This is a genomic window from Aureibacter tunicatorum (assembly GCF_036492635.1).
Taxonomy (GTDB): Bacteria; Bacteroidota; Bacteroidia; order Cytophagales; family Cyclobacteriaceae; genus Aureibacter; species Aureibacter tunicatorum.
Window position 1 is genome coordinate 3,473,209 of sequence record NZ_AP025305.1, and the last position, 13,822, is coordinate 3,487,030.

General features: G+C 35.9%; 9 protein-coding genes. 6 read left to right on the forward strand and 3 right to left on the reverse strand.

What is annotated here, in order from left to right:
• Positions 1–68 precede the first annotated feature (68 nt).
• Entirely contained in the window at positions 69–587 is a 519-nt protein-coding gene (locus tag AABK36_RS14635; protein ID WP_309938153.1) for a lipocalin family protein, read from the reverse strand.
• A gap of 293 nt (positions 588–880) precedes the next feature.
• On the opposite strand from AABK36_RS14635, the gene AABK36_RS14640 reads away from it, so the two are divergent.
• From AABK36_RS14640 to AABK36_RS14660, 5 genes are all read left to right on the forward strand, one after another.
• The gene (locus AABK36_RS14640) at positions 881–1,606 is read left to right on the forward strand and encodes a hypothetical protein (protein WP_309938151.1); all 726 of its coding nucleotides are present in this window, start codon (positions 881–883) and stop codon (positions 1,604–1,606) included.
• A 489-nt stretch (positions 1,607–2,095) separates the two neighbouring features.
• Entirely contained in the window at positions 2,096–2,827 is a 732-nt protein-coding gene (locus AABK36_RS14645; protein ID WP_309938150.1) for a hypothetical protein, read from the forward strand.
• Positions 2,828–2,925: 98 nt separating this feature from the next.
• Positions 2,926–4,644, forward strand: a complete 1,719-nt coding sequence (locus tag AABK36_RS14650; RefSeq protein ID WP_309938149.1) for an amidohydrolase — start codon at positions 2,926–2,928, stop codon at positions 4,642–4,644.
• Between the two features lie 5 nt (positions 4,645–4,649).
• Positions 4,650–5,972, forward strand: coding sequence for a C45 family peptidase (locus tag AABK36_RS14655; RefSeq protein WP_309938148.1), 1,323 nt, complete (start codon positions 4,650–4,652; stop codon positions 5,970–5,972).
• 119 nt (positions 5,973–6,091) lie between these two features.
• Positions 6,092–7,567 (forward strand): hypothetical protein, encoded by a 1,476-nt coding sequence (locus AABK36_RS14660; RefSeq protein WP_309938147.1) that lies wholly within the window; start codon positions 6,092–6,094, stop codon positions 7,565–7,567.
• Positions 7,568–7,599: 32 nt separating this feature from the next.
• Here AABK36_RS14660 and AABK36_RS14665 read toward each other — a convergent pair whose 3' ends face one another.
• The gene (locus AABK36_RS14665; RefSeq protein WP_309938146.1) at positions 7,600–10,341 is read right to left on the reverse strand and encodes a caspase family protein; all 2,742 of its coding nucleotides are present in this window, start codon (positions 10,339–10,341) and stop codon (positions 7,600–7,602) included.
• A 605-nt stretch (positions 10,342–10,946) separates the two neighbouring features.
• Here AABK36_RS14665 and AABK36_RS14670 point away from each other — a divergent pair.
• Entirely contained in the window at positions 10,947–12,434 is a 1,488-nt protein-coding gene (locus AABK36_RS14670; protein WP_309938145.1) for an MFS transporter, read from the forward strand.
• Positions 12,435–12,490: 56 nt separating this feature from the next.
• Here the strand turns inward: AABK36_RS14670 and AABK36_RS14675 are convergent, their stop codons facing one another.
• Positions 12,491–13,783: an MFS transporter gene (locus tag AABK36_RS14675; RefSeq protein ID WP_309938144.1), complete on the reverse strand. Its 1,293-nt coding sequence runs from the start codon at positions 13,781–13,783 to the stop codon at positions 12,491–12,493.
• Between the last annotated feature and the right edge of the window lie 39 nt (positions 13,784–13,822).

A 13,822-nucleotide genomic window follows, 5' to 3' on the forward strand; every position in this document is an offset into this window, starting at 1 on the left:
TCAGCAGAAAAATCACAAAAAAGCTCTGCATGAAATTACAGAGCTTTTTATCATAATTTACAGTTTAACTATCTTGTCAACTCAATTGTAGCTTCTAAAGTGTAATGTATTGTAGCTCCCCCCATCTCATACTCTACTATTTCTTCTGTATGCAACTTTAACATTTTCTCAGTTAATTCAAGAATATGAGCTTGCTGAGTCAATCCGCTCTCGGTAACTTCTAATATATTTCCATTAACAATCTTCCATTCCCCATCAAAATTCGCGCTTTCAATTTCATAAAGCCCATCAGCAGTCGTTCCAGATGTCAATTCTATTTCATAATCTCCTTCTGAAGATACATTATTAGGATTTGATTCAAATACAACTACCTGATCAAAGTTTTTTCCAACACCAGTATAGTTTATTTTAGGGCTAGTCACTCCATTTACTACAGAATAAGATGAACCCGCATAATTAAATGCTGAGGTGTTCCAAGTGCCCGCTAACAAATCTTCAGAAAATGAAAGATTATCATCTTCATCTTTCGAACATGACATTAGCATTACAGCCAAAACAAATACAAATAGTGATCTTAATTTTAACATAGCTTTGTTTAGTTTATTTATTATGTAGAATAAATATATAATATTAAAATCATTTTTTTATCAAAAAATACTAATTAAAACTCATTCAAAATTAGTAGTAGTAAAAAATTAAAATAAAAACACAGATTAAATCTATCAAATCATTCTATAATATTAATCCGTGCAGCATTCAACTTAGGGACAAGCTCATAAGCATGCTCTTTTTGTTACGGTGTGTAACAGATAGTTACTTATCTGGCGAGGCATAAAGCGCCACCTTGCAGACATATTCAAAAACACAAAGAGTTAAGATCATGAAAAAGTTAGCAATTTTAGCATTGGCGGCAATGTCTTTTGCCTCATGCAGCAACAATGAAAATGTCAAGCCTAAAAATGACGATATAAAAGTCATTCAAAGCAACATGTGGAAAGTTCAAGCTGAAGACAAAGAAATCGGACTTTCCCTTGAAACAACTGTCAACTTTCCTACAGATTGTCCTCAAGTACTCTTCTATGCTTCTGTTGACAGTGTAGAGCCTTACAATAATAGACCTCCTCTTCCTCTTTTGGCAGCAAACTGTGTTCTTTCTGAAGGTGGTTTCATACATATCGGAGACACAAGAACAAGTTTCAAGCTTAATGAAAAGAAAACACAACTTACTATAGGAGAAGCTGTACTAACAAAAACAATGAAATTCGAAACTACAGTTAAGAATCCTATGGAAAATGCCAAAGATAAAAATTGGGAGCAAATTGTAGGAAAATCCTGGACTGTAGTAGCTTCTCATGACAAAGAGAAAGAAAACTGTGTAATGACCTTTTCCAAGTCAAAAGCACTTGTTATTATACAAGCTCCAAACTTTGATTTCCTTGGAATCACTCCATTAATTTCCGGTTTTAAATTCAACACCAAAGGAGAGTTTGTTTTCACAAATGACGAAATGCCAAACTTCAAATTGGTCAAGTATACACCTTCTAAAGTAGAACTATCAACAAGTGACGGAACTGGTAAAATGGTTTTAACTCCAATAAAATTATAGCATCCGTTCGCTTACTCTGAAAAGCGCTAATCCTATATTGGATTAGCCTTTTCACCTTTTCATAAATCAACTTTCAATTTAATTATTTCATAAGTAGTTAAGTGGTTTCAACTAGAGTCGGCTCTGATTTTTCAGAGCTGGCTTTTTTGTTTACAGCAATACATCCTCTTTTCCACAGTCTAATAGTTCAAAACAGTGTGTTACAGATAATTACTTACATCACTGCAATTTTTTCAAGATCTTGCAACTATAATCAAAGACTATATACAGAAAGTTATAATAGTCAATTTAGAACATATCGCTATATTTTTTCATCATGATAAAGTGAATCCGCTCTATCGATCAGCTCTAATTCATTAGAGCTGATTTTTTATTTCTACATGCCTCTTACCAATCTAAATATGAAACAGTATGTAACCGCAAGACACTTATCTCGCTATGCTTTTTCTTCGATCTTGCGCACATGTTGAAACACAAAGAGTTTAAATCATGAAAAAATTATCGGTCTTATATATTCTGATGTTATCGTTGTTCTCTTGCGTGAATAATGAAAACCCTCACCCTGTCAGCAAGGACATAAAAACGATACAAAACAATATGTGGGAAGTGGAAGTGGAAGATCCCGTATTTGGGATTTCCTTCAATACGACAATGACTTTTCCAGAGGATTGTCCACAAGCGTTCTTTTACAAAACAAAAGTTATAAACGAATTTTGCGATGGATGCAGACCTCCAGTTCCTGATCTTGCGATCAACTGTGTGCTATTCAATGAAGGAGATATTTTCATCGGAGATATAAAAACCAACTATCAGCTCAACAAAGAAAAAAATCAGCTTAAAATTGGAGAAGCTGTGCTTAAAAAAACAAATAAATTCAACACCAAAGTCAAGAACCCTTACCAAAATGTCAAAAACATTAATTGGCTAAGAATATTGAACAAATCTTGGAATGCAATTGGAAGCGACGAAACTCTTTCAAACATAGAATTTAAAATGCACTTTTCTCCTTCAAGAGCTTTGGCGATAATGCAATTTGACTCAAAAATCACTAAAGGATTCACTCCGGGAGTAACTGGGTTCAAATTCGATAAAAAAGGAAATCTAATTTTCCTAAGCGAAAAAACAACCTCGTTCAAATTAGCGAAATACTTGCCTGAGAAAGTCGAACTTGAAGCAGTGAACAGCGATGAGAAAATAACATTAACGCCTATCAAGTTATAATTTCCACATTAACATTTCTCTATATCACTGTCACTCTACAAAATCATTCAACAATCAAATACCAGCTTTTGCTGACAAAACTCTAAACAACTATTGCCATGAAAAATCTAAAAATAATATTGGGTTTGGGATTAGTTCTTTCCTTTATCAATCTATGCATGAGCATGCCGGAAAATCAAGCCGATAAAATATACATAAATGGAGTCATTCATACCGTAAACGGCAAAAATGAAATCGTAAACGCTTTAGCCATTAAAAATGAGAAATTCTTAGCTCTAGGAGACAACGATGCTGTGTTAACCTTCAAAGGTCCTGACACAGAAATCATTGACCTAAAAGGAAAAATGGTAATGCCAGGAATCATTGACGCCCATATTCACCCTGATTGCGATGCTGACAATCGGGTAAATATAAGTTTTAAGCACAATGCGAATTGGGAGAAAATTAGCAATACCATCATTGAATTCTCGAAAAAAAATCCCTCTCAGGAATGGATGATCGGAGGAACCTTGGGCTGGCTTCAAGATGATTCCGGTCTCATTCCTGATCTTAATCAACCTTCTCACAAATCCATCCTAGACAAAATAGAATCTCAAAAAGCAATCGCTCTTTATGATATAGGCTATCATGCGATGCTTCTCAACTCGAAAGCTTTGGAGATGCTTGGAATAAACAAAGACACCCCTAACCCTGAAGGAGGTATGATCATCAAAGACCAACATGGAGAACCAACAGGTGTGCTAAGAGAAACGGCCATCAATATTCTACTTGAAAAGGCTGAAATTGACAGAGGAGACAATTGGATTTTCAATGGACTAAAACCATTCATGAGTGAATTAAGCTCTATGGGAGTAACTTCGATAGCTGACGCTTACACAAGATCTTGGACAGCGGAAGGTTACTTTGAGCTTGATCAAAACAATGACCTTCATTGCAATGTCTTTGGATTCATGGCTTCGCCTATCGATTTGGGCAAAGAAGATGCTAAAATTGAGCAAAATGCTTTCATCAAATTCAGAGAGTATTATGAGTGCGACAAAATAAGAATGAATGGAATCAAATACATTATGGACGGCTCAGCCGCTGGTCAAACTGCTTGCATGACGGAGCCTTTCAAAGGCACATCGCACTGCGGACATTTTAGAAATCCAGCTAAAGATGTTGAGAAAGATATTGAAAAAAGAGATAAAGAAAATATAGTAGTTAAAGGCCATGCAATTGGCGATAGATCTGTCAGAGTATTGCTTGACGCTATAGAGAAAGTTCGAAATGACAATCCGGACGGACCCAGACATAGTATTGCTCACTGCACATTTGCCAATCCAAAAGACCTGCATCGATTCGCTAAGCTTGATGTGGTTTATGAAGCATCTCCGGCTCTATGGTTTCCCAATCCCGGCTGCAATGTCATTGAAAACGATATCGGCAAAGAACGCCTTAGTTGGGCTTGGGCTATAAAACAAGTGGATGAGCTGGGCGGAACAGTTTGCTACGGATCAGACTGGCCCGTATCGCCAACACCAAATCCTTGGTACGCCTTAGAGACCATGATAACAAGGGAAAAACCAGGTGGTTCAAAAGAATCATTAAATCCAGAATATGCCGTAGACTTAGAAACAGCCTTGAGAATATTCACAATCAACGGAGCTTACTCAATACATATGGATGACAACACGGGTTCCATTGAAATCGGCAAATACGCGGATATGATTGTTCTTGACAGAAATTTATTCAAAACGCCTGTAAGAGAAATTCATAAAACTAATGTGCTTGAAACCATCTATCGAGGCAACTCAGTTTATCAACTTAAACAATGAAGATTATGAAATTCACTCTAGTTGTTCTTGGACTCTTAATATTGTCATTATTAATCTTAGATTCAAAAGCTGAATCTTATACAGCAAGTGAAACTGCATCAAATAAATTCATCAGCCCAAACGAAATCTCTTTAGATAATTCATCGTCTAATTTTTTTGCTATCACTGTAAAAGGAAGCCCTTATGAAAGGGGCTTCCAACACGGCAAGCAACTGCGAAAAATTATTCGTCCGTCAGTGAACCGTTTCAAATACGACCTTGTTGTACCTTTGATGAACCAATTGGGTCTGGAAGGAAAGTATGACAATTATAAAAATTACTTTCTCAATCACACAAAACTTCTGCAAACCGCATCAAACCTAGTTCCAGAATTAGTGGAAGAAATCAAAGGAATCGCTGATGGTGCCCAACTAGACTTTGAAGATCTTTTCATTTACAACTTGAACTTTGATGAAACTTTTTGGGTGCTGGAAAAAATGTCGGGCATAGATCCGATACTAGCTATGGAAAAGAAAAACAACCATCATATTGATGGCCACTGTTCTCATGGATCTGTCTGGAACAATGACAAAGCCTCAGTTGCCTACACGCTAGATTGGGTCAGAACATTTGAAGGGACACAAACGCTGATCAAACATGAAAAAGAAAACGGAGAAGTATTGCTTATGACAACTTACGCAGGAACATTGATAGGTCATGGGATCAATGCAAGCAAAGGCTATACTTTCACCCCGCATAGCAAGTTCCAACTTGAACATGATGTAGACAATGGCTTAGCGCAAATATTTATTTACAGAAAAATCATTGAAGCAGGAAGCGTCGAGAAAGCTATTTACTTTCTTCACAAAATCAAACCCGCGGCCGGGTTAGCTTATACGCTTACCGACTATCGCGGCACCAGAACGTATGAAATCTCCAGTTCCAAAATCGTTGAATTCCATTCGGAAGAAAACTTCATGGTAGTTTGCAATGCGGCAAGAGTCAATGACAATCTTTCCCAATCCAATATCAAAGAATATAAATTAATCGGTGAAAACATTGATATGAACAATCTACCTGCCGTTTATTGGCAAAACAATAAAGATAGTCAAGAGAGGTATGATAAAATAAAACAAGGCATAAAGAAATGTTCTTCAAAAAACATGTCTCCTGAAAAATGGCAAAAGATTTTCATTCAAAAACCGATCAATAAGCCTGTCAACGAAGAACTTGCCACATCAAATCTCTGGCATGTTGTGGAAATAGACAAGAGGCATATCATTTATCATGTTTCTCCAGGGAACCCCGGAAGCCTTCCATTGGAAACATTTAAAATCAAATACAAATAAACTTTTGTTCGCCATTATTATCGCTAATGGCGAACTCTTTGATTATTTATGAATCTTGATATGCATTACTACAGTATATGTAATGGATTACCATTTTTTATTATCAAAGGTTCTTATCTATGAAAAACTGGATCAAATCAACCGATAGCTTAACGGAAGCCCTCAAAAAAGAAATTCTCAACTCTACTGAAAAAATCATGGAATCCGATATTTTCAGAAATTCCGAGAGGATGAAATCTCTGCTTAAATATCTGATAAATCATAACTTGGAAAATCCGGAAGCCTATCTCTCATCATATCAAATTGCACAAGATGTTTTTGACCGTGGAGATGATTTCGATCCATCAGTAGACCCCATCTTAAGAGTCCAGATGTCTCGAATGAGAATAGCTTTGGAAAGATACTATACACAAAATGACAACGATCTAGAATTAAAAATAGAAATCCCTAAAGGCCAATACAAATTCGAAATTTACAAGCCAGAAACTATTCAGTCAGATACAAAGCAATCTTCAAAAACAAAAGAAAAATTATCTCCCTTAAGGATATGGCTGGAACCCTTAGAAGATCTTAAGCTAACAAATTTAATCGCCAATACACTGAAAAATAATTCAATTTTCAATGTTTGCGGCCTTAGAAAAATTGAACAAAAATACACAGATCAATGCGACTTGGTGCTTTGTCCTTCTTTATCCGTAGATCAAACACACTTCAAGCTTGACATACTTCGCCCAAGCGATCTATGTTTATTGTCTTCCGATGAATTTCCTATCAATTCTGAACATAAAACTGAATCTATACTGTCCATCCTCATCGACAATTATTGTGGAGCAATGAGTATTCCTACTCAAATCTGCAGAAATTATCGTCTTATAAGTTGGGTCACCACACTATATGATCTATTTATGAATGAATCTTTCGCTGACAATATTGAAAGCTTAGAGAAAACACTGGAATTATTCAAATTTGGAAATAGAATCGAAAATCAAGATCCCAGTATCATAGCCGTTTACCTTGGGACATCCATTTTTCAAAAAAGTCTACTAGACTATTCATGTCAAGAGGAAAAACAATTACTTAATCTTTCCAAAGACATGTTATCCAGACATCCCAAAAGCATTCGGTTTCAAGTACTCAATCACATAATACAAGACACAAATGATGAAAATTGGGATCAAAACATCATGCATCATGCTCCGCTTGATCTAGTCGAAATTTATGCTAGTTATCAAATTAGAAAGAAGAATTGGTCAATATATTGGGAGCTGGTAACTGTCAGTATACATGACCCTTCAAATCAAGTGTCTTCCTATTTTGACTCTTTCGGTATTTTCGACTACCTTCTCCAAGGAAATAAATCCAAAGCTAAAGAGCTTCTAGATTCCAGCTATAAAGACAATGGATTTTACCTCAAAGATATTTTGAGGGTCATTTTACTTGATAAAAAAAGTAGTGATTACGCTTCTTCTTTATCCAGAATTCAATCCATTTCCGATGGCAGCGAAATTGAAAATCAACCACTTCTAAATGCATACTTCCATCAAGACGATATAAAATCAATTATCGAAATGCTTGTCAAAAAAACAAAAAAATAGCCTTGTTCAATCACAAGGCTTTATCTCATTTGTCAATAAATCACTAATGAACGTTGCAGATCTGTCCCAAAAAGCTTTGGAACTTGATCCACACCATGCAGCCTTCTTGCATAATAAGGAACACCGTTTGTCTCATCCGAAACATACTTGTACAACTCTTCCACCGTTAAAATTCCATTCTTATCCGCATCCGCATTAGCGCTATGAATGCCTTTCAAAAAGAAATAAGTGAAAAGACCATGTCTCTGGGCATTATACCATGAAGACACCTGATCATCCGAAGAGGAAGCGAACACCACACCATTATTAATCACGTGGCTGGTATTGGATTTTATTGTAATCGGCGAAATATCTTTGAAAACATTGGCACCCGAAAAGCAAGCATCCATAACAACAGTTACATCTTTGGCTGGCAATTGTGATACATTTTTGTAAAAAACATCAAGAGGATATCCCGTAATTTCCAAATATTGAGGATCTGCTTCCGTGGGAACAAAATAACCTTTGTGGTCTTTCAATCCCGGCGCACCATGCCCTGAATAATAAATAAATACTTCAGACTCTCCTTTCTTGATCGCATTGTACAGCTTGCCTTTTTCATTTATAAATGTCCCGAAATACAGTTCAAAATCGCTTTTCTTGGCATCATTCAACAAAAAGATATTTCCCTCTCTATAACCTAAAACATCCACAAGGTATTTTTTCATGGTTTTAGCATCATTTTGAGCGTATTTCACATCGCTGCATTTTTGATACTTTTTATTTCCAATGACAACAGCTATGGCATTTGGATTTTGCATGGTTGAAACGGGCAAGTTCAAATCCACGCTAATATCTGAATCCGACAATGATTTCGCTTTCGATTTATGGCTCTCATACATAGAAGGCAAATCCGAGCTTACTTTGAATGCCAATGGCTCAAAGTCATAGCTAATCGTCTCAGCATTATATGTCAAAGCATCATTAATATCATAGGTATAAGCGCCTACCATAGTAGTGTCTTTATCGCTGTAATCATATGCTTTGACATTTGCATAAGTTAAAATGAAATCATCTCCGTTTAATGTGTATTGAGGTGATTCGAACTTCTTTTCATTGCTTAGTTCAAAGGCTTCCGCTTCAGCTATTGGCACTGATAAATACATTGGATAAGGCAAGCCCTTTTCAAAGGAAATCTTAAAAACCTCATTTTCCGTATCATATTCATACTTGGCCTTTCCCGCTAAAGCGTGTTCCAAATGTCTTGATCCATATAATTGAGTCAATGAATCAGACAAACTCTCGATCAAATCATTTCGCGTATCTTCATTAACTCTATCTTTATACGACTGAAGGTTTTCATATTTCCCTTTTTTCTGCCATTTCGCTAACTCGGAAACAATTTGATGCCTGATCTTAGCTTCATTGGCTTGAAGCAACATCATATCATAAACATTGACTTGATCAGGTTGATCATCTTTCCAATACAGCTTGCTTTTGTCTTCGCTCAACACTGCCAAACTGCTTTTCAAGTGTGCGGATTGGGCATTATTCAGTTCAGCTTTTCTAGTTCCTCCCTGTTCCAAATCAATACTCAACACTTCTCCTGTATCCATTCGTTGAAGCAAAACCAACTCTTCATCCACTGTAAAACCTAAAAACCTGTAATCTCTTGTCTCTCCATCCTGCAGATTAATCTGGCGCATATTCTTGATATTCACCAACTGTCTCAGCTTTTGTTGATTATCAACATAGACCACATACTTTCCTTCTTCACTGAACTTAGGTTGCCCTATAAACTCCTTTCCAAAAGGATACGCTTTCATTCCTCCTGATAAACTAAGCACCCAACCCTTGTCTTCGGCGTTGGCCAATACTGACCTGCCATCCTGGCTAAATATCAAATTTTCAAACTTTGATGACTTCGTGAAATCATCCGCTTCAATAGCATTTAAATTGAGTACTCTCAAATGTGTTTTGCTTCCTTTAGCAGGAACGGTAAAAGCAACATGAGTGCCAGAAGGCGAAATCACTAAAGGGTTATCTTTCCAGATATGTGTCAAATCTCCATATTCCCCATACGTCCAGTCAATATGGTAACGATCATAATTCTCTAATTCACCTGTTTCTATTTGATATTTTGCCCACTTTACATTCGCCTTTGGGCTAGAATTCTTATCCTTCGAATATTTTTGAGAACTTTTCCAAAATCCAGATTCCACCAATAGAACTTGATTACCCTCCAAAACTTCATAAGCTCTGTCTGACAATCTGTAATTGCTTTTTTCAAAAGCGTGCATTTCTTCATAAGAATTTTTGATTTTTTTAAGCACCTCTCCTGTTCCTGTCTTTCCAATCACTACAGAGCCGTCCCTAACATTATCACCTTCCAATCCAACGAAATATCTAGAATCTGAAGTAAATTCAAGATTTGTCAAACTGCCAAGCGGCTTGGTTTGCTTTTTTTCTATATCTATAAGAAATGCTTCGCAACTTTCGCTATATCCAGTAAGTATATAGTTTTCATCCCTGCTAAAAATCAACTTGCTATTGACCATTGACTCATTGCATTGTTTTGGCATTGGAATTTCCACCATATCGCCTTCATCCAAGCTTTCAACAACCAACATCAATCCGCTGTCGCTTCGCTGGTCAATGAAGGCTACTTTATCACCTGAGTATGAAACACAAAGCGGAACATTGCCATCCCAAAGGCTTGAAATAGACTTGACAGAATTAGAATACCCTGTCAAAGCTAGAAATACGCTAAAAATGGATAAATATATCTTTCTCATAAGAACTTAAATAGATTCATCAAACGATTTTATCAACATTGGAAGCATATATTTAGTTTGCACACTTGCTGAGCAAACAAAGCTCCGTCAATTTGATTCATTCACCATCTTGCCACAGCCCTACTTTTAAAAATACTATGCTTTAATTTACTGAAAGAGAGATACTTTTGTTGCAGTATTAACCATCTCCTTTTCTTCAAAAAAATAAAAGCCAGACTTGACGTCTGGCTTTCTATGAAAATTTGTCAAGATTCAAGCTCATCATTATCCCCCTAAAACAAATGAATGAGTTTTAACAAATCCGTTTTCAATATAAATATTTTAAAATTAATATTATATTTTTATCTGAAAAAATTTACCTCTTTTTTTAAATTCTCTAATTCAGGTTTAAAAAAACTCATTTTCAAGCCTTTATTTAAAAAAACACCTTGATAAGGGTGATTCATAATATCAAAAATTGCAAATATTAAACTTCACAAAATTCTCGTTATGAGCGTCTAAAAAACAATCTTTATATAATTATTTACGGCAATAATTGATTAAATTGCTTATTAAACTAGCTGAATTAAATTAAGAAAAAATAAACGACAACTAAATTATTCGCAATGAGTAAATTTGTAGAAAGCGTAAAGTCCTATCCAGGAACATTTTGGACGGCAAACACCATGGAACTTTTCGAGAGATGGGCATGGTACGGACTTTTTTCTGTCATGGCTGTATACCTGACAGGGTCAACAGACGAAGGAGCATTAGGCTTCTCCCATGAAGAAAAAGGATTTGTAATGGGGGGAATCACCTTCATCTTATACTTATTGCCACTTGTTTCCGGGCCACTTTCCGATAAATTTGGATACAAAAAAACACTAATAGTTTCGTACCTTATAATGGGAGCTTCTTATCTGGCTCTAGGACAGTTTGCAACCGTTAACAGCTTTTTTGTTGGTTTCTTGTTTGTCGCTTTCGGAGCTGCTTTATTCAAACCTGTAATCTCAGCTACCGTTGCTAGAACTACCTCTGAGGAAACTAGATCTATTGGCTTTGGACTTTTCTATATGACAGTGAATATAGGTGGTTTTATCGGACCATTAGTAGCATCAAAACTTAGAGAGATAAGCTGGGATTATGTATTTTACATGTCAGCCGCGGCAATGGTTGTCAACCTTTTGTTGATTGTCTTCTTCTACAAAGAACCTGAGAGAGAGAAAAACAACGAACCTTTACTGAATAGCATTGGCAAAGCTTTTTACAACATTGTGCTAGCTCTTAAAGATCTTAAGCTATTATTCCTTTTGATCATTATCACAGGGTTCTGGACTATGTTCAACCAGATTTTCTATACATTGCCTAACTTTATCGAGCAATGGGTAAACACATCTGAACTATACAACTTCCTTAAAGAAAATGCAGCTCCTCTAGCCACTATCTTCGGTACAGAAGACGGCACAGTCAACCCTGAGACTATGGGATCGGTAAACTTTGGATCTATTGTAATATTCCAGTTGCTTGTTTCTACGTTTGTAATGCGATTCAAGCCGCTTTACGCTATGATGGGTGGTATCTTAGTTTGCGCATTGGGTGTTGGAATTGCATTTTACACTAGCAACCCATTCTTTGTTCTTTTAGGAATTCTTATCTTCTCGTTTGGAGAAATGGGAAGTTCTCCAAAATTCACAGAATATATCGGTTCAATGGCTCCTCCAGAAAAAACCGCATTATATATGGGAACTTCATACTTGCCTAATGCAGTAGGAAACCTTATCACAGGTTGGTTGTCTGGATCTTACTATCAAGAAAACTCTGACAAAATTGAGCTATTGAAAAAAGAAATGAGCTCAAAAAACATTACAATGCCTGAAATCAATGATGACTTTTCATCAAACGAATATTTCAACTTGGCTGCGGAAAAACTGCAAATGACCAATGAGCAGTTAACTCAATACCTTTGGAATACATATGACCCTGCAAAAATCTGGCTTACATTCGCAGCTATAGGTGTTGCGACAGTAATCCTTCTTTTTGGATATGACATTCTTATGAAAAAGCTTGGTTTGGTTAAAGCTGAAACTAAAAAAGAAACAGCTGAGGTTGCTTAATAACAACTTCACAAGTAATAAGACAACAAGTCCTGTCATAAATTGGCAGGACTTTTTTATGCTCTTACGCCAAGCTGGCTGGATTTGAACTTTTTAAACGCATATGCACCCATTACATTCATCAGGACAAAAATACCCAATACCAAGTAAGCCAACCTGTAATCTCCAGCAAACAAATCAGTGGCAAAAATCCAAAATAGCAATACCTTAAAAAACACAGCCTGATTTCTAAAAATACTATGAACTCTTCCTAAATTTTTTTTAGGTATGGACGATATAATGACTTGATCTTTGGCTACCATTACGTAAACAAATTGAAAGCCCAGCATAAACGTCATAAAGAACAGGTAAAACTCGCCTATGTCAAATGAAAACAACATTAATCCTAGCGTTATGGTAATCACCATTACAAAAGCAACTTTCCGCAATATGAATTTTCTAAAAAATAAAAGAAGAACAAGCATGCATATTTCCCCTAATGAGATCAAGCTCCAAGAGTATTCATACAATACAATGGATTCTGGGAAATACTCCTTTAAATATCTAGGATAAAGACTGCTCAAGTGAACGCTATACAATATGATAGCAAATTCGGCGAGATAAATATAAATCATCGTATTCGGGTCGCTATCAAATGATTCTTTGATGACTTTTACATACTTTCCAAATGTAGCATGTTCCTTTGATCTCTTTTTGTTTTCAATATGACTATTATCAATGTGCATAAAAGCAGACAAAAAATACATCAATATATAAATTGCGCTTATTCCCACTAAAATAAAAGGGATAAAAGTTCTGCCATCAAGTGGCTCTAGGTATTCAGACTTATGGATCTTATAACCTAAAAAATCATACACTTTTTCGCCTGATAAAAATATAGCCAAAGCCATACCGCAGACAATGCTAGCAACCTCGGAAAACAACTGATTCAATGTATTCACAAGATTATATTCATCTTGTTTATAATGGTCTTGAATATAAGTGTAATTAACAGAGTAAAAAAAGCCTCCATTGCACAGCAAAACAAGCTTCCCTATCACCAGCAAATAAGAACTAACAACATTATCCTTCAAATAAAAAAAATACAAGCCTCCCAAAGCTAAATTTATAAACCCTGAAATTAAAAAACTGACTTTGTAAAGTTTCCTCTTATTGAAACGGTCGATCGCAATGCCTACCATGTAATTAACCGCCAATGATAAAATCATGATAAAGCTTAAAGCCAAGTTGTAAAACTCGGCCCTGTTCAGATATCTTGAAAAAATAATTGGGATGGATTCGGCTATGAGCGAATAGCATAAGCCATATAAAAAATATTGCAGGCATATGAAAAAACGAATATTCCTCATAAAGTTTTTACATTGCCTAAAGCAAATAATTTACCAAGA

What these genes read in the sequence shown, in the direction of transcription:
- AABK36_RS14660 (WP_309938147.1), top strand. Translation starts at nt 6,092, where the DNA reads ATGAAAAACTGGATCAAATCAACCGATAGCTTAACGGAAGCCCTCAAA.
- AABK36_RS14675 (WP_309938144.1), bottom strand. Translation starts at nt 13,783, where the DNA reads ATGAGGAATATTCGTTTTTTCATATGCCTGCAATATTTTTTATATGGC.
- AABK36_RS14655 (WP_309938148.1), top strand. Translation starts at nt 4,650, where the DNA reads ATGAAATTCACTCTAGTTGTTCTTGGACTCTTAATATTGTCATTATTA.
- AABK36_RS14645 (WP_309938150.1), top strand. Translation starts at nt 2,096, where the DNA reads ATGAAAAAATTATCGGTCTTATATATTCTGATGTTATCGTTGTTCTCT.
- AABK36_RS14665 (WP_309938146.1), bottom strand. Translation starts at nt 10,341, where the DNA reads ATGAGAAAGATATATTTATCCATTTTTAGCGTATTTCTAGCTTTGACA.
- AABK36_RS14640 (WP_309938151.1), top strand. Translation starts at nt 881, where the DNA reads ATGAAAAAGTTAGCAATTTTAGCATTGGCGGCAATGTCTTTTGCCTCA.
- AABK36_RS14670 (WP_309938145.1), top strand. Translation starts at nt 10,947, where the DNA reads ATGAGTAAATTTGTAGAAAGCGTAAAGTCCTATCCAGGAACATTTTGG.
- AABK36_RS14635 (WP_309938153.1), bottom strand. Translation starts at nt 587, where the DNA reads ATGTTAAAATTAAGATCACTATTTGTATTTGTTTTGGCTGTAATGCTA.
- AABK36_RS14650 (WP_309938149.1), top strand. Translation starts at nt 2,926, where the DNA reads ATGAAAAATCTAAAAATAATATTGGGTTTGGGATTAGTTCTTTCCTTT.